The sequence below is a fragment of the Polaromonas sp. CT11-55 genome, from assembly GCF_047303325.1.
In the GTDB taxonomy this organism is placed as follows: Bacteria; Pseudomonadota; Gammaproteobacteria; order Burkholderiales; family Burkholderiaceae_C; genus Polaromonas.
On record NZ_JBKBEX010000007.1, the window covers coordinates 109,589 to 126,264 of the forward strand.

Annotated in this window: 16 protein-coding genes; 11 read left to right on the top strand and 5 right to left on the bottom strand. The window is 65.0% G+C overall.

Annotated elements, in window-relative coordinates:
• Position 1: 1 nt before the first annotated feature.
• On the bottom strand, positions 2-940 hold the full coding sequence (locus ACEN8I_RS09350; protein ID WP_413328101.1) for a YgfZ/GcvT domain-containing protein: 939 nt from the start codon (positions 938-940) through the stop codon (positions 2-4).
• Positions 941-1,024: 84 nt separating this feature from the next.
• Here ACEN8I_RS09350 and mltG point away from each other — a divergent pair, with 84 nt between their 5' ends.
• From mltG to ACEN8I_RS09385, 7 genes are all read left to right on the top strand, one after another.
• Positions 1,025-2,032, top strand: a complete 1,008-nt coding sequence (gene mltG / locus ACEN8I_RS09355; RefSeq protein WP_413328103.1) for an endolytic transglycosylase MltG — start codon at positions 1,025-1,027, stop codon at positions 2,030-2,032.
• A gap of 3 nt (positions 2,033-2,035) precedes the next feature.
• Positions 2,036-2,728 carry a dTMP kinase gene (tmk, locus tag ACEN8I_RS09360; RefSeq protein ID WP_413328104.1) on the top strand — a complete coding sequence of 231 codons (693 nt, stop codon included), beginning with the start codon at positions 2,036-2,038 and terminating at the stop codon, positions 2,726-2,728.
• Complete coding sequence (locus ACEN8I_RS09365; protein WP_413328105.1) at positions 2,725-3,825, top strand: DNA polymerase III subunit delta'; 1,101 nt, start codon at positions 2,725-2,727, stop codon at positions 3,823-3,825. The genes tmk and ACEN8I_RS09365 overlap by 4 nt, the downstream gene beginning before the upstream one ends.
• 62 nt (positions 3,826-3,887) lie before the next feature.
• Positions 3,888-4,268 carry a PilZ domain-containing protein gene (locus tag ACEN8I_RS09370; RefSeq protein ID WP_007874426.1) on the top strand — a complete coding sequence of 127 codons (381 nt, stop codon included), beginning with the start codon at positions 3,888-3,890 and terminating at the stop codon, positions 4,266-4,268.
• Between the two features lie 99 nt (positions 4,269-4,367).
• Positions 4,368-5,165: a TatD family hydrolase gene (locus ACEN8I_RS09375; protein ID WP_413328106.1), complete on the top strand. Its 798-nt coding sequence runs from the start codon at positions 4,368-4,370 to the stop codon at positions 5,163-5,165.
• Positions 5,165-5,833 carry an ankyrin repeat domain-containing protein gene (locus ACEN8I_RS09380; protein ID WP_413328107.1) on the top strand — a complete coding sequence of 223 codons (669 nt, stop codon included), beginning with the start codon at positions 5,165-5,167 and terminating at the stop codon, positions 5,831-5,833. The genes ACEN8I_RS09375 and ACEN8I_RS09380 overlap by 1 nt, the downstream gene beginning before the upstream one ends.
• 31 nt (positions 5,834-5,864) lie before the next feature.
• The gene (locus ACEN8I_RS09385; protein ID WP_413328108.1) at positions 5,865-6,194 is read left to right on the top strand and encodes a hypothetical protein; all 330 of its coding nucleotides are present in this window, start codon (positions 5,865-5,867) and stop codon (positions 6,192-6,194) included.
• Between the two features lie 78 nt (positions 6,195-6,272).
• On the opposite strand, the gene ACEN8I_RS09390 is transcribed toward ACEN8I_RS09385, so the two are convergent.
• The gene (locus ACEN8I_RS09390) at positions 6,273-6,896 is read right to left on the bottom strand and encodes a LysE family transporter (protein WP_413328109.1); all 624 of its coding nucleotides are present in this window, start codon (positions 6,894-6,896) and stop codon (positions 6,273-6,275) included.
• 115 nt (positions 6,897-7,011) lie between these two features.
• Here ACEN8I_RS09390 and ACEN8I_RS09395 point away from each other — a divergent pair, with 115 nt between their 5' ends.
• A complete protein-coding gene (locus tag ACEN8I_RS09395; protein WP_413328111.1) occupies positions 7,012-8,451 on the top strand; it encodes a PLP-dependent aminotransferase family protein in 1,440 nt (479 codons plus the stop codon).
• On the opposite strand, the gene ACEN8I_RS09400 is transcribed toward ACEN8I_RS09395, so the two are convergent.
• Positions 8,440-9,609 carry a citrate/2-methylcitrate synthase gene (locus ACEN8I_RS09400; protein WP_413328112.1) on the bottom strand — a complete coding sequence of 390 codons (1,170 nt, stop codon included), beginning with the start codon at positions 9,607-9,609 and terminating at the stop codon, positions 8,440-8,442. The two genes, ACEN8I_RS09395 and ACEN8I_RS09400, sit on opposite strands and share 12 nt — an antisense overlap.
• Before the next feature lie 108 nt (positions 9,610-9,717).
• On the opposite strand from ACEN8I_RS09400, the gene ACEN8I_RS09405 reads away from it, so the two are divergent.
• The 3 genes from ACEN8I_RS09405 to ACEN8I_RS09415 are packed head-to-tail and all read left to right on the top strand — an operon-like array spanning position 9,718 to position 12,713.
• A complete protein-coding gene (locus ACEN8I_RS09405; RefSeq protein ID WP_413328114.1) occupies positions 9,718-10,671 on the top strand; it encodes a 2-hydroxyacid dehydrogenase in 954 nt (317 codons plus the stop codon).
• 56 nt (positions 10,672-10,727) lie between these two features.
• Complete coding sequence (locus ACEN8I_RS09410; RefSeq protein ID WP_413328116.1) at positions 10,728-11,702, top strand: Bug family tripartite tricarboxylate transporter substrate binding protein; 975 nt, start codon at positions 10,728-10,730, stop codon at positions 11,700-11,702.
• A gap of 36 nt (positions 11,703-11,738) precedes the next feature.
• A complete protein-coding gene (locus ACEN8I_RS09415; RefSeq protein WP_413328117.1) occupies positions 11,739-12,713 on the top strand; it encodes a Bug family tripartite tricarboxylate transporter substrate binding protein in 975 nt (324 codons plus the stop codon).
• Positions 12,714-13,015: 302 nt separating this feature from the next.
• On the opposite strand, the gene ACEN8I_RS09420 is transcribed toward ACEN8I_RS09415, so the two are convergent.
• Together ACEN8I_RS09420 and ACEN8I_RS09425 are read right to left on the bottom strand one after the other, a co-directional pair.
• Positions 13,016-13,726, bottom strand: coding sequence for a hypothetical protein (locus tag ACEN8I_RS09420; RefSeq protein ID WP_413328118.1), 711 nt, complete (start codon positions 13,724-13,726; stop codon positions 13,016-13,018).
• Positions 13,727-14,088: 362 nt separating this feature from the next.
• On the bottom strand, positions 14,089-16,674 hold the full coding sequence (locus tag ACEN8I_RS09425; RefSeq protein WP_413328119.1) for an ATP-binding protein: 2,586 nt from the start codon (positions 16,672-16,674) through the stop codon (positions 14,089-14,091).
• Positions 16,675-16,676: the final 2 nt, after the last annotated feature.

The window sequence follows — 16,676 nt, forward strand, 5'->3', positions numbered from 1 at the left end:
GTTAAATATCTTCTAGCAGGGCGTAGGGCAGGGGGAGCAGGGTCAGGGCTTCACCGGAAGCACTTCCCAAAGTCAGGCGGCCGTCCGCCGCGTCAGCCGCGGCGGAGGTCTGCATGGACACAATGGCGTCAAAACCGCCGGCCGGGTTGGGCGCCGCCGCGGCGACCAGGCCGCAGGGCTGGGAGGCATCGGAGGCGTGGAACACCTCCTGGCCGACCGCAGGCGATCCGGCGGTGTGGGCCACATAAGCGCGCCGCTTGAGCGTGCCGCGGAACTGGCTGCGCGCCACGATTTCCTGGCCGGGGTAGCAGCCTTTCTTGAAATTCACGCCGCCCACGGATTCATAGTTCAGCATCTGCGGCACAAAGGCCTCGAAGATGGGCTGGGTGATCATGGCAATGCCGGAACGCACGCCCAGCCATTGCCAGTCGGCCAGGCTGATGGGCGAGCCCTGGGGTGCGGGCGAGCCGGCCGGCACGCAGCACAGTGCGCGCGCCTGGCCGGCGCCGGGATGCAGAAACACCAGGCTGGTTTCGCCGATTTCGGCTTTTTCCCACAAAGCGCCGTTGCGGCCCGCGACCTGGGCCACGGCGGCGCCGGCGACACCGTACAAGGTGAATTCCGCGCTGGCATCGCTCAGTTTGGCCTTGGCGCGCAGCACAAACATGGACAGGCGCTTGAGTGTCGCGGGCAGGATGTCGCGGCTGCAGACCAGCAGCAGATCCGCGCCGCTCCTGAAGACCACAAAGCTGGCCTGCATGCGGCCTTTGGCATTGCAAAAAGCCGCCAGGCGGGCTTCGTTGCTAGCCATCAGCGCCACGTCTTGCGTCAGCTGGCCTTGCAGAAAAGTGACGGCATCGTCGCCCGCGACGCGGATGACGCCCAGGTGCGTCAGTTCGGTGGTGCCGGAAATCGGGTGGGCGGTGCTGGGCAGGGTCATGGGGTCTTCACGGTCGGTGGGGAGATGGGCTGAATTATCATAGGCCTGAGCTTTTGCGTTCTGTACAGAAAAGGTAGCTGGGTTGTGCGTCGTGTCTTTACAAGTCTGTTGATACTGGTATTTGCCGGCGCCCTGCTGTTGTTCGGTGCGGGCTTGTGGTGGCTGCACGAGCCGATTCCGCTGCGCCTGGCGCCCGGCAGTCAGGTGGTGGACCTGGAAATCGAGCCCGGCACGCCCGCCAGCGGTGTGGCCGAAACCATCGTGGCCAGCGGCGCAGACGTGCCGGCGGTATTGCTCCATGCCTGGTTCCGCTTTTCGGGTCAGGGTCGGCTGATCAAGGCCGGCAGCTATGAACTGGCGCCCGGCACCACGCCGCAAAAGCTGCTCAGCATGCTGGTGCGGGGTGATCAAGCCCTCAAAAGCGTGACGCTGGTCGAAGGCTGGACCTTCAACCAGGTGCGCGCGGCCCTGCAAAAAGCCGAGCAGCTGTCGCCCGACACGCTGAACCTGGCGCCCGAAGCCATCATGGAAAAGCTGGGCAAGCCGGGCGTGCACCCCGAGGGCCGCTTTTTCCCCGACACCTATACCTACGCCAAGGGCTCCAGCGACCTGGCCGTGCTCAAACGCGCGGCACGCGCCATGGACAAGCGCCTGGACGCCGCCTGGTCCCTGCGCAGCCCGGACACCCCGCTCAAAACCCCGGATGAGGCACTGATCCTGGCCAGCATCGTCGAAAAAGAAACCGGCAAGCCCTCGGACCGGCCACAGATAGGCGGCGTTTTCAGCAACCGGCTGCGCCTGGGCATGCTGCTGCAAACCGACCCGACGGTGATCTACGGCCTGGGGAGCAAGTTCGACGGCAACCTGCGCAAGCGCGACTTGCTGGCCGACACCCCCTACAACACCTACACCCGCGCCGGCCTGCCGCCCACGCCGATTGCCATGCCGGGCCGGGCCGCCTTGCTCGCGGCGGTGCAGCCTGCACCCACCAAGGCCATCTACTTTGTGGCGCGCGGCGACGGCAGCAGCCAGTTCAGCAGCAGCCTCGATGAGCACAACCGTGCGGTGAACAAATACATCCGAGGCCAGTGAACCATGAGCACCAGACCTCTGAGCGGCCTCTTCATCAGCTTCGAAGGCATAGACGGCGCCGGCAAGTCCACGCATATCGCCGGCCTGGCCGAGGCTTTCAAAGACCAGGGCAGGGCGGTGACCTTGACGCGCGAACCCGGCGGCACGCCACTGGCTGAAAAACTGCGCGCCATGGTGCTCAACGACGCCATGGATCCGCTGACCGAGGCGCTGCTGATCTTCGCGGCGCGGCGCGACCACATCGTGAACGTGATCGCCCCGGCACTGCTGCGCGGCGAGGTGGTGCTGTGCGACCGTTTCACCGACGCTACTTTTGCCTACCAGGGCGCGGGCCGCGGCTTTGACCTGAAGCTGCTGGCCACGCTGGAGCAATGGGTGCAGTCCGACGAAGGCTTGCTGGGCGACCCGGCCGGCAACACACCCATGAAGCCCGAGGTCGAAACCGTGATCGAGCCGCATTTGACGGTCTGGTTCGATCTGGCGCCCGAGGAGGCCGCCTTGCGCCTGGCTGGCGCGCGTGTGCCCGACAAGTTTGAAGCTCAGCCCGTGGAGTTTTTCCGCCGCGTGGCGCAGGGTTATGCCGACAGGCAGAAAAACCACCCCGAACGTTTTGCCCGCATCAATGCCGCCCAGAGCCGCGACGCGGTCTGGCAGGCGGTGCGCCAGGTGTTCGAGGCCAAAGGCTGGTTGCCATGAGCGACACCGAAACCGTGGACAGCGCAGCCGTATCCAACAACCCGCCGCTGGCACCCTGGCTGCAAACCCAGCTGGAAAGCCTGCTGGTACAGCGCGGCCACGCCTGGCTGCTCAGCGGGCCGTCAGGCCTGGGCCAGTTCGAGTTGGCGCTGGCGCTGGCCCGCGCCTGGCTTTGCGAAGAGCCCACGCCGCAAGGCGCCTGCGGCCATTGCGGCAGTTGCCATGCGGTGGACGTGCACACCCATGCCGACCTTTGCATGCTGATGCCCGAGACCTTGTCGCTGGCGCTCGGCTGGCCGCTGGACGAAAAAACCCAGGACGAGCTCGACAGCAAAAAGCGCAAGCCCAGCAAGGAAATCAAGGTCGACGCGGCGCGCGAAGCCGTGTCCTTCACCCAGTTCACGCGCTCGCGCGGCACGACCAAGGTGGTACTGGTGTTCCCGGCCGAGCGCATGAACAACGTGACGGCCAACACCCTGCTCAAGACGCTCGAAGAACCGCCCGGGGCCGTCAAATTCATTCTGGCCACCGATGCGGCCCACCAGCTGCTGCCCACCATACGCAGCCGCTGCCTGGGCCACACCATGGTCTGGCCGGATTTTGAGCTCGCGCTGGGCTGGCTGCAGCGGGAAATCAGCCAGGCGGGCGAGGGCGGCGGCAAAAAAGCCGCGCCCGCGCCCAAACCGGCCGACCTGCAAACCCTGCTGGTAGCCTCGGGCGGGCGCCCGGCCGATGCGCTGGCCTGGGCCCAGGATGCACCGCCCGGCGAAGCGGCCCAGCACTGGCAGGCCCTGCCCAAAGCCATGGCGCGCGGCGACGTGAGCGCCCTGTCGGACTGGGCGCCAGCGCAGGCGGTCGACGCGCTGCAAAAGCTTTGCCACGACGTGCTGGCCGTGCGCATGGGCGCCGCGCCGCGGTTTTTCAGCGCGGCCGACCTGTCCGCCGCGACCGGCAAGGCAGGCGCCGGGCTGTATGCGCTGGCCAGCTGGTCGCGCGAGCTGGCGGCCATCGCCCGCACCGTGGAGCACCCTTACAACCCCGGCTTGATGCTGGAGTCGCTGGTCAGCCGCGCCCGGCTCGCGCTCAATGCCAAATAAAGCCCGCCATTCATCCCGCAATTTTGCGGACACCGCCGCCTTCAAACCGATAAACTAGCGCCATGAGCACAACGCCCCCCGCCAGTTCCCCCGCAGCCGCCGGCGCCCGGCCCAGCGTCGTCCAGCTGGCCATCAAGGAAAAAGCGGCTTTGTACGCCGCCTACATCCCGCTGTTCAAGGAAGGCGGCGTCTTCATTCCCACGGCACGCGACTACAAGCTCGGCGACGATGTCTACGTGCTGCTGACGCTGCCCGAAGACACGCAGCGCTACCCGGTGGCCGGCAAGGTGGCTTGGGTCACGCCGGGCAGGGCGGCCGGCAACCGCACCCAGGGCGTGGGCGTGCGTTTCCCGTCCGACGAGAAATCCCGCCTGCTCAAGATCAAGATCGAAGAAATCCTGGGCGCGCACCTGGCCTCCGACCGGCCCACCCAGACGATTTAAGCGAACCGGCGGCCACGCCGGCCGCTTCGCTTCCCATGTCTTTCGCCCTGTCCCTCTATATATAGTGGGACAGCGGCACCCATCCAGAGCCATTGCGCCATGTTTACCGACTCCCATTGCCACCTAAGCTTTCCCGAGCTCCAGGCCCAGCTGCCGCAAATCCGCCAGGCCATGCAGGAGGCCCAGGTCGACCGGGCGCTGTGCATTTGCACCACCCTGGAAGAATTCGAAACCGTCCACGCCCTGGCCACGGGCTACGACAATTTCTGGGCCACCGTGGGTGTGCATCCCGACAACGAGGACGTGCGCGAGCCCAGCCTGGACGACCTGCTGCAGCGAGCCGCGCTGCCGAAAGTGGTTGGCATAGGCGAAACCGGGCTGGACTACTACCGCCTGGGCGAGCGCACCGTGGCCGACATGGAATGGCAGCGCGAGCGCTTCCGGGTGCACATACGCGCGGCCCGCCGAACCGGCAAGCCGCTGGTCATCCATACCCGCAGCGCCTCCGACGACACGATTGCCATCCTCAAGGAGGAGGGCGGCAGCGTAGGGCAGCCAGGTGCCGCCACCGGTGTTTTCCACTGCTTTACTGAAACCCTGGCCGTGGCCCGCGCGGCGCTGGACCTGGGGTTTTACATCTCGTTTTCCGGCATCCTGACCTTCAAGAATGCGGCCGATTTGCGCGAAGTGGCGCAATTCGTGCCACTGGACCGCATGCTGATAGAGACCGACAGCCCGTACCTGGCGCCCATGCCTTACCGCGGCAAAACCAACAACCCGTCTTACGTCCCCTTCGTGGCCAAGCAGATCGCGGAGCTGACGCAGCAACCGCTGCAAACCATCGCCGAGGCGACCAGCCGCAACTTCGAGCAGCTTTTCAGTGGGGTCAAAGCCTAATGAAAAACTTCATCCAATACTTTAAAAAGGCAATTTATCTTATTGTCATTACTGGGTTTTCTTTGGCGAATGCCGGCTCCTATGAAGACTTCTTCATGGCCATCCGGCAAGACAATCCCGCCGTCATCCAGAACCTGCTGCAGCGCGGCTTCGACCCCAACACCCTGGACCCGACGGGCCAGACCGGCTTGTACTTGGCCTTGCGCGAGCCTTCACCCAAGGTTGCCGAAGCACTGATCGCCTGGCCCAAGACCAACGTCAACATCCTCAATAGCAAGGATGAAAGCGCCCTCATGCTGGCCGCGCTCAAGGACCACCAGGCACTGGTCGAGAAGCTGATCAAAAAGGGCGCCGACGTCAACAAGACCGGCTGGGCCCCGCTGCATTACGCCGCCAGCAACGGCAACGTGGCCATCATCAGCCTGCTGCTGGAGAACAATGCCTATATCGACGCCGAGTCGCCCAACGGCACAACGCCGCTGATGATGGCTGCCATGTACGGCACGCCGGCAGCCGTCAAGCTGTTGTTGGAGGAAGGCGCTGACCCCCAGCTCAAGAACCAGCAAGGCCTGACCGCCTTGCAATTCGCGGAGCAAGCCAACCGTCCGGATGCCGTCGAAGCGATATCCGCCGCGATCCGGAGCAAGCGGCCGGCCGGGCAATGGTGAGCATCCGGTGAGGTGGCGGCAGTCCCTGGCAATGCTGGGCGATCTGCTCGCGCTTGCATTGGTGCTCTGGCTGGGCTACGCATGCCTGAACTCGCTGCTGACCGCGGAGATCCGTTTTGGCCGCGCTACCAGGGTCATCCGGCTCGCCGACGCCCCCAACTGGTTCTGGTTCGCTTTCTGGTTTCAGTTCATTCTCGCCGTGCTGGGCGTTTTGGCATGCCGGCATTCCATCCGTAAGCGGATTGCGGCGATTCGTGCGGCCAGCCGAGGCAGCACCCAGTCAGCCAGACCCGAGCGCCCATCAGGTCCTCGACCCGGTCTTCTGAATTTCAAGCACATTCCACGATGTATATTATGTTAAGTATTATCTGGATTGAACGAAGCAAACAAGGAAACCCGTTCCCCGTGGACGCCAAGCCCTCCAACCCTCTCTCTCAGTTCACAGCATCAGCTTGACACCAAACGCCGCCATCAGCGCCGCACAAGCCCGGTCTATAGGCCGGCGCAGCGTCATATAGCCTTCGATCACGCGCGGCGTCGAGAACAGGCAGGCGGCCAGGCTGTACCAGAGCAGCGCGTCGAAGAGCACCAGACCGACCGCCGCGGCGCGAAGCGGCCAGCCGGCGTCGGCCGGCACCAGCAGCACAAAGATGCTTCCGAAGTAAGCCAGCGACTTGGGGTTCAGCAGGCCGGTGGCCAGGCCGCGCAGCAGCGCCTGGCGCGCCGGCTGCGCCGCCCTTTCATTTTCAGAGACGGCTACCGTGGGCTTGGGCCCGGCGTGCGAGCGCCACAGGCGCAGGGCAATGTACAAAAGATAGGCCGCGCCTGCGATGCGGATCGCCGTCTGCAGCGAAGGCATCAGCTCAAAAACCGCCGTCAGGCCGGTGACCGCGATCAACGCCCACATGGCGCCGGCGGCGGCCAACCCCACGGCAATCAGCAAGGCGCCGCGCCGGTCGCGCTCGGCGGCCGCATGTACGACCAGCAAGATGTTGGGGCCCGGGCTGACGATGGCCAGGCTGTCGATCAGGAACAGCGAGAGCAGGACGAGTGCGGTATCCATCTAGGCATCACCCTTTGTTTCAGGTTTTATTTCATGTTTCCGGCCCGCAGGATGGCATGCCATCTGGTACCTTTGAAGCTCCACAATTTGCTAATTCATAAGGGCCAGAACCGGCATGGAATTTCACATCGATATGCCCGCGGCCGGCTCGCGGGAGCGCTTCGCCGCCCTGCACCGCCAGATCCGGGCGGCGATCATCGACGGGCGCCTGGCCGCGGGCGTACGGCTGCCGACCACGCGTGAACTCGCGGACAGGCTGGGCGTGTCGCGCAACACCGTGCTGGCCGCGTATGACCACCTGGCGGCCGAAGGCTATCTGCTGCCGCGCCAGCGCGCCGGCACTTTTGTCGCCGCGACCCTGCCGCCGCGTGGCCCTGCGGCATCGCCATCAAGCCCAGCCGGCCCGCCACGGACCGACCTGCCCGAAGCATGGCGGCGTGTGGCGCCCTGGTCCGCCGAGGCCATGCCGCCGGGGCCGCGCTTTGACTTCCGGGTGGGCCTGCCGGACCACTCGCAATTTCCCTGGGATAGCTGGCGGCGCCTGTGCGGCCGCGCCCAGCACGACTTCGCACGCGCCCCCAGGGCTTACACCGACCCTGCCGGCGACCCCTTGTTGCGTGAAGCGATTGCCGGCCATGTGTCCTTGTCGCGCGCGGTGGCCTGTAGCGCCGACGACGTGTTCATCACCTCGGGCGCTCAGCACGCCTTCGCCCTGCTGGCCGATGTGCTGGTCACACCGCAGGCCACGGTGGTGGCCGTCGAGGACCCGGGTTATGCACCCCTGCACGCGGCCATGGCGTTTCGCGGCGCGCAGCTGCAGCGCGTGCCGCTCGACAAGGAAGGCCTGCGTGTGGACCGCCTGCCGCCAGAGGCCAAGGTGATCTGCGTGACGCCCTCGCACCAGTTCCCGGTCGGCACGGCGATGTCCCTGAACCGCCGCTCGCAGCTGCTGGAATTCGCGCGGCAACACCAAGCCGTCGTGATCGAGGACGACTACGACGGCGAGTTCCGTTACGGCGGCCGTCCGCTGGACGCGCTGCATTCGCTGGACGACAGCGGCCTGGTGTTTTATGTCGGCACCTTTTCGAAGGTGATGTTCCCTGCCCTGCGCGCCGGCTTCGTGGTGGCGCCGGCCTGGGCGCGGGAGCGGCTCGCGGCGGCGCTGCACGCCACCCACGGCGCGCCGCCCTTGCTGACCCAACTGGCGCTGGCCGCCTTCATCCGCGAAGGCCATCTCGCGCGGCACGTGCGGCGCATGCGCCGCATCTATGCGGGGCGGCGCGACGCCCTGCTGCAGGCGATGGAGCAGCATGCGGAAGGCTTGCTGATACCACTGCCGTCAGCGGCCGGGCTGCATGTGAGCGCCATGCTGGCGCCGCAGTTCGAGGCCTACAAGGTGGCGCGCGCGGCCGCCGAGGCGGGCATCGCGGTGGAAGCGCTGGACCGGTCCGGGCTGCGGCGGCTGCGCTACAACGGCCTGACCTTCGGGCTGGGCCTGATCGGCGACGGCGAGGTGACGGCGGGGCTGCGGGCCCTGGTCAAGCTATTGGGTTGAGCCCGCCCTGCCCTGCGGCATATCCGGCATGACGCCCACATAACGCCCGCGCGGCCGGATCACCTGTGCAACGCCCAGCTGCTCCAGGCTGTGCGCCAGCAGGCCCACGCTGCGGGCCGTCGCGAAGAGGGCAAAAGCCGCGTCGGCGGGGAGCCGGTAGTGGGCGACCAGCGCGGCCAGGGCCACGTCGATATTGGGCTGCAGGCCGGTCAGCTGCGTGGCCTGTTCGATAAAGCGCGTGATCATTTTCGACGGTTCAAACAAGGCCAGCAGCGCGGCTGCGCGCGGGTCGCCGTCCGGGTAGATGTGATGGCCGAACCCCGGCAAGGCCAGGCCGCTCGACAGGTAATGGTCTATGGCCTTGTCTTCGCCCAGCCGTTCCACCTCGCCGAACAAGGCATGGACACGGCCGGAGGCATCGCCGTGCAGCGGGCCCGAGAGCGTGGTCAATCCCGCCAGCAGGCAGGCTGGCAATGAGGCGCCTGTCGAGGCCGCAATGCGCGCGGCGAAAGCCGAGCCGGTGAGTTCGTGGTCGGCCAGCAAGACCATGGCCGTGCGCAGCAGCTCAGCCACCTCGGGTGGCTGTTTCCAGCCTTGCGCGAGGCGCACATGCAGCGGCTTGCTCCCTTGCCGGGCGCCGAAGGCGTTGGCCACCAGGCCCACAAGGCGCTGCCCCTCGCCGTGCAGCACCCGCGTCAGGCGCCCGCGCGTCGAATGCCCTTCGGCCGCCAGGCCGGCCAGGGCGGTAAAGGCCAGGGCCCTCCCCGGCTTGCCCGGCGCAGCTTCAGGCGACGAAAAATCGACCACCTGTTCGGCATTCCACAAGAGCTGCGCCACGTCCTCCAGAGTGGCGGAGGCCGACAGGCCGATCACGTCCCGGCCCCGGTAATACGGGCGCCCGCGGAAAAAGGCGGTCAGCGCCGTCGGGATGCTGGGTTCCGCGCCGAACAGCGTGTTGGCGGCCACGGTCTCGTGCTTGCGGCCGGCCTGTTTGCGTTTGGCCAGGGCCGCCACGTCTTCGGCGCGGTACAGGCTGCGGCGCGTGTCGACCGGGTCGGGTGCGACCTCGAGTTTGCCGCGGCTGACATAGGCGTAAATCGTCTGCGGCCGCACGCCGAGAAGCTCACAAGCCTCGTTCATTGAAATCCAGGAAGCCATGGTGATGGGAAGAATGAATTTATATTGATTTTATACATCAATATTGACGATCTCATCAATTCATTCATACCATGCGCTTCACCTCGCTCCATGAACTGAATCCTCTCCATGAAACCCCGGATCCTCCAACTCAATCCCATCCTGATCCCCGCCATCAACGACAAGCTGGCCTCCCTTTACACCGTGCACAAGCTGTTTGAGCTGGCCGACCCGCAAGCCTGGCTGCGGGAACACGGCGCGTCCATGGACGCCGCCATCACCGGCGGGCATACCGGCATTTCACGGGCCATGCTCGAGCAACTGCCCGGGCTCAAGGTGGTGGCCGTCAACGGCGTCGGCACCGACGCGGTCGACCTGGCCTACTGCCGGGCCCGCGGCCTGCCCGTCACCGCGACCCTGGGCGCGCTGACCGAAGACGTCGCCGACCTGGCCATAGGCCTGCTGATCGCCGCCTGCCGCAACCTGTGCGCGGGCGACCGCTTTGTGCGCGAAGGCCAATGGGAGCTGCGTCCCCAGCCCAGCGCCCTTCCGCTGGCCCGCCGCTTCAGCGGCATGCGCGTGGGCATTGTCGGCATGGGCCGGGTCGGGCGCGCCGTCGCGCAGCGGGCCGCGGCCTTTGCCTGCCCTGTCAGCTACACCGACCTGCAGCCCATCGACGGCGTTGCACATCCTTATGTGCCGGACCTGCTGGCGCTGGCGCGCGGCTCCGATGCGCTGGTGCTTTGCGCCGCGGCCGACAAGGCCGAAGGCATCATCAATGCCGCCGTGCTGGACGCGCTGGGCCCGCGCGGCTTCCTGGTCAATATCGCGCGCGGCCGCCTGGTCAACGAAGCCGACCTGACAGAGGCCCTGGCCGCGGGCCGCATTGCCGGTGCGGGCCTGGATGTTTTTGTCGACGAACCCCGCGTTCCCCTGGCACTGCGCCAATCCGATGCCGTGACGCTGCAAGCCCACCGCGCCAGCGCCACCTGGGAAACCCGGACCGCCATGGGCGAGATGGTGCTGGACAGCATTGCCCAGGCCCTGGCGGGCCAGCGGCCGGCCATGAGCCTGACGACCTAGGCCCCCGCTTTCGCCTTTTGCAGACCGAACCCAAAAACAAATGACGGAGACAAAAAATGATCAGCAGACCTCTTGCCCTTGCCATGGCTTTCGCCGTGGCCGCCCTCGCCTGCACTGGCACTGGTGCGCAGACCTTTCCCACCCGGCCGGTCACGCTGGTGGTGCCCTTCCCGCCCGGCGGCGGCAGCGACACGGGCGGCCGCATCATTGCCGAGCAACTGACCAAACGCTGGGGCCAGCCCGTGATCGTCGACAACAAGGGCGGCGCGGCCGGGCAGATAGGCGCCGACTTCGTGGCCAAGGCGCCGCGTGACGGCTACACCTTGCTGCTGGGCAATATCGGCACCCAGGCCATCAACCCCTCGCTCTACCCCAAGCTGCCCTATGACCCGGACAGCGCTTTTGCCCCGGTGTCGCTGGTGGCCGAACTGCCGCTGGCCATGATGGTCAACCCGGCGGTGCCCGCGAAGACCGCCGCCGAATTCATTGCGCAGGCCAAGTCCCGGCCCGGCCAGCTGACCTACAGCAGCTCAGGCGCCGGCGGCGCGCCCCACCTCGCGGCCGAGATGTTCAAGGACCAGACCGGCACCTTCATCCTGCATGTGCCCTATCGCGGCGGCGGGCCGGCCATCGCCGACCTCATCGCGGGCCATGTGCAGCTGTCTTTTATGACCGTGCTGGAAGCCTCGGGCCACATCAAGGCCGGCAAACTTCGCGCCCTGGCCGTGACCGGCGACAAGCGCGTCGCCGCCCTGCCCGATGTGCCCACCCTCGCCGAAAGCGCGCTCCCGGGCTTTAACGCGATTTCATGGATAGGCCTGCTGGCGCCCGCGGGCACGCCGCCCGATCTGGTGGAAAAGATCGCCGCCGACGTGCGCGCCGTCATGGCGGACGAAGCGGTCAAGGCGCGTTTCGCCTCACTGGGGGCCGTGCCGCGCACCACCTCGCCGCAGGAATTCTCCAAACTGATTTCAGCGGACAAAAACCGCTACGCCCAGATCATCCGCAGCCGCAAGATCACCACGCAATAAGGTGAGCGGGCCCGAACCACAAACAAGGAGACAAACATGCAACGCACAACCCTCATCAGGGCCCTTGCCGTTTCGGCCTCGCTGGCTCTGGTCCCGGCCCTGGCCCTCGCCCAGGCCTACCCCACGCGCGCCATCAAGATCATCGTGCCCGCGCCGCCCGGAGGCGCCATAGACACCATCGCCCGGGTCGTCGGCGACAAGCTGGCAATCTCCATGGGGCAACCGGTGATCGTCGACAACCGGCCCGGCGCGTCCAACAACCTGGGCACCGAAGTGCTCGCGAAGTCCGCGCCTGATGGCTACACCATAGGCATCGTGGGCGGCAGCCACAACACCAACAAATTCCTGTTCAAAAACCTCGGCTGGGACCCGGAAAAAAGCTTTGAGCCCATCGTCTACACCCACGAGGTTCCGCTGGTGTTTGCCATGTACCCGCAGATTCCGGCCAGGACCCTGCCCGAGTTCGTGGCCTGGATGAAAGCCAACCCGGACCAGGCCAAAGTCGCCACCTCGGGCCGCGGCAGCGCCCAGGAAATGGCGGCCGAGATGTTCCGCATGGCCAGTGGCGCGCAGATGCTGCTGGTGCCCTACAAAGGTTCTTCGGCCGCCCACCCGGATTTACTGGCGGGCCGTACCGCGCTGTACATAGACACCATCAGCGCCATCCAGTCGCAGGTCAAGGCCGGCAACGTCCGGGCGCTCGCCGTGTCGACGCGCAAACGAATCCTGTCGCTGCCGGACGTCCCGACGGCCGACGAACAGGGACTCAAGGGCTATGACGCCAACACCAACGGCGGTTTTCTCGCGCCGGCCGGCACGCCGCCGGCCGTCATCACCCGGCTCAACACTGAAATCAACGCGGCGCTCAAACTGCCCGACGTGAAAGCCAAGCTCGAGGCCGCCGGCATAGAAATCCAGGGCGGCACACCCCAGGAATACGCCGCACTGATCAAGTCCGACCTCGCCAAATGGGCCAAGGTCGTCAAGGCCGCGAACATCCAGGCGGATTGAGCCCGGTCCGCTGAATTTCTCCCCGTTGTCTCTCCTGTCACTTTGGTGGTGACAACTTCATCCCGCATGAGAACTGCGGGATTTTTTTGCCTGGCTCGTCAAAGCGCAAGCCCGGCCGTGTTTCAGGCGGGCGAGTTGGACAGAGGGCCGGTGACTGGCCGCCTCCTCGGGTTGAACTGAGCGTCTACGGACGAACTCGCTCGGGGTCAAGTGGCCGAGCGAGCCGTGAGGACGATGATGGTTGTAATTGTCCAAGGCTTGTCGGCGCGGAGCCCGCGCCGACAAGCGGAAAATGCCGCTCTCTATAACTTGACCTTGTTGCCCTTGGCCGCGCGCTCGATCTCTTCCTGATGTGCTTTGACCGCGGCGACCAGCAATGCGCGCTCGTCAACCAGGCGCTGGCCTTCATAGGTTGCCACATGGATTTCCGAGGCAAGCGCGCCTGGGCCAGCCAGGATGTTTGCAGAGGTGGCCGTACCGCATTGTGGTTTCGGCGTGACACTCTCGATCGGAGACTGGGCACTAACGGCGCATTCCGTATTACCAACCGGTGCACCAGCTGCCGTATAGGTCCAGAGTAAGCTGTTCGGGCTGCTGCGGAAGGTCGGTTGGCCGTATTTTTGGATGAGGCTGTCGACAGCGGCCTGATGCAGCACGCCGTTGCCGACCTTCAGCACACGCGTGACAAACAATGCCTTTTTAGAGAGATGACCAAAGGTAACGACGATTTCGTCTTTGCATGGCCCATCAGGCACCGCTGAGCTGCAACCACGGATCTTGGCTATCGAGGCTGGGACGCCAGGCTGGGCCCTCCAGCTCGCCAGGTCGGCGATCTTCATCGTAGCGTCATGTGCCTTCAGCGCCGCGCGCGCCTCATCAGGTGACATGCCCAACTTGAGGCCGACGATGTCGGTGGCCTTGGCTTGGCCGAAAGACTGACCCGAGAGGCCCAATGTGGTGACTGCTACCACTATGGTGAGTAAAAACTTCTTGTTTTTCAAACTTGTAATCATGCTTCTCCCTTAGGTTCTCGATAAAAAAAACAGGCCTTGGGCAAACACTCCCTTTGGCCTGCGTTGCGACGGCGCGTCCCTGCCGCGCCGCGGGCCATCTTAGCGAGCGCCCCACAGCGGCCTGGAGAGGCACGCACATGAATTGCAACGAACCGTTTCCGGGGCGGGATTTATTCCTGGAGAATGTGAAATAGTTGGCAGGGCCACGCGCGCTCGCAGGCGAACTGCGTGATCGCTGTGGTGTGCCGATGAAGACCGAGCGGGCTTTGCCTGCGGATGCAGGCCCGCCTTCACGGCGCCGCTGCAAAAATTTTTTACCCCCACCTCACGAAGTTAATCCGGCGGTGCCCGCATGGGGCTGCTCAGGGGATTGGGGCGGCGGTGCCTGGGTCTGCGGGAATCTGCAGAATACGCTGGATGGTGCTTAACAGCTCCATGCTGGAGGTACGGGCCTTGAGCAGGACTGCCTCGGCCCGCTTATCTTCCGTCAGGTCCGTGTCGCTGGGCGAAAACACGATCACCGGCGGCCGCGGATCGAGCGCGTCAATGTCCTCGACCAGGTCCCAGCTTGACTCCTTGCCCGGCCCCAGGTCCAGCAGCACCAGGTCAAAGGGCTGCTCCCGCAGCAGGGCACGGGCTTCGTCCAGCGTGGCGGCAGATGTGAAGTTGGCGAAATCCTGGGCCACCGCGGCGACGATGCGCTGGATATCGGGATCGGCTTGCACATGCAGTATGCGCGGCTTGCCGGCCTGTATGCCGGCGACGGCCCGGCGTACGCTGAGGACCAGCAGATCTTCATCAATCGGCTTTTGCAGCCAATCCGAAACCGTGAGAGGTTTGTGGTTGAACTGCAGTTGCCCTTCCTCTGCCAGGGCCGAAATCACCACGACCGGCAGTTTGCGGGTGCTTTCGTCGTCGCGCAGCGCGCTGATGAAGGCAATGCCGTTCTGGCCGGGAAGCTTCAGGTCCACGGTCACGGCATCGTAGTGGCTCCCCGCGAGGCAGGCCCGAGCCTGTTCGGCGCTATAGGCCATCTCGGTTTCAAATCCCGCCTTGTCCAGCATCATGCTGATCAGCCTGGCCACGTCGGGGTCATCCTCGCAAATCAGGATGCGCAGCTGAAAGACGTCAGCCTTGGCCCGGAACGGCTGCGCCAAAGGCACCGGAGTCCGCCACTCGGGCAACTCGAAGAAGAAAGTGGTGCCCGTGCCCACCACGCTGGTAAAGCCTATGCTGCCGCCCATCTTCTCGATGAGCGCCTTGGAAATGTTGAGCCCGAGACCGGTCCCGCCTTTTTGCCGGGTGTCGGAGGAATCCGCCTGCGAAAATTTCTGGAAGATACGGCCGCGAAACTCTTCCGGAATGCCCGGGCCGCAATCCACCACTTCGATCCGCACACTCTGGGCCGTGCGCGACACCCGCACCTCCACCACTCCGCCCGGTGGCGTGAACTTCACCGCATTGGACAGCAGGTTGGTCAGCACCTGGATCATGCGGTCCCCATCAATGCGCACCTGCAGCGGCACATCGGGCGCCCGCAGCCGCAAGGTCGCGCTGTATTGGCCCGCGAAACCCTCGTTGGCGGCCAGCACCTGCTGGATCAGCGGCCTGAGGTCAATGACCTGCAGGTCCAGGCGCATCTTGCCGGACTCGATCTTCTCGCTGTCCAGCATGTCGTTGATCAGCCGGATCAGGCGCTCACAGTTGCTCTTGGCGATGCCCACCAGGTTCTTCACGGTCTCGGGCAACTCGCCGCCCACACCGCCGAAGATCAGCCCGAGCGAGCCGCGAATGGAGGTGAGCGGGGTTCTCAATTCATGTGAGACCGTCGAAATGAATTCATTTTTCATGTTTTCGACCCTCTTGCGCTCTATCAGGTCGTAGGCAACGCAAAGAAAACCCGTCAGCGCAAGCTGCTCATCCCTCAGCGCCGTGACCGATACCATCACAGGCAAACGGCTGCCGTCCTTGCGGATATAAGTCCATTCCCGCTCGTCCGCCAAGCCGCCGCGCGCCCTGGCAACAAGCGCTTCAAAACCGGCTTTGACCGGTTGTCCCAGTTCGAGGCTCAGCTGCCGCGCGCGCTCCGCCATTTCGGTTTCGTCGTGCAGCAAGTCGGGTGTATGCCGGGCGAAGAGCTCGCTGGCTGAATAACCCAGCATGCGATGCGCCCCATTGTTGAACAGGCGGATCACTCCGTTGGTATCCGTCGAGATGATGGAGAAATTGGCGCTGTCCAGGATTGCCTGCTGCAGTTCCGTGCTTTCCGACAGCTGATGATTCAGCGTGCGCTCGACCTCCCTGGAGCGTTTGTGCGCCACCAGCCAGAACAGCAGCGCCAGGACGAACGCGACGGACGTGGAGACTGCAACGATGAATCGCGCCTGTTCCGATTGCGCATTGTTGCTCGCGACCAGTTCCTGCATATGCGCGACCTGCTCGTCGGACAGCTGCTGTACCGCGGCCTGAAAGCCGTTCTGCGCATACATCAGCTCCTGCTCAATGATGCGGGTGACTTCGCGCTCGTCGCCGGCCTTTTTTGCCTGGAATGCGTCGGCGCGGATCTTCTGGTATTGCAGGCGCCGTTCGGTTGCCGCGGAAAAGGTCTCCACAATCGGGTCATCGTGCAAGGCCGTATCCAGTTTGCGCAGGATAACGTTGACTTTTTTGACCGTTTCGTCGATCTCGGCGCGAACTTCCTTTTCCAGTGCCGGGTCATTGGTTTTGAGCAAAAGCAGCGTCCGCAAGGTATTGGCCCGCGTCAAGCGATGCCATTCCTTGATCTGCCGCTCCACCACCAGTCCGGCGTCAACCATCTCGTCGTTGACGCGCTCCAGCTTCATGATCCACCACACGCCCGTGATGGCGATCAGCGCGGTGAATCCCAGCATGGAACCCAGGCCAACGAGGAGTTTTCCTGTGACGCCGCCGAATTGCCAATGTTTCATCG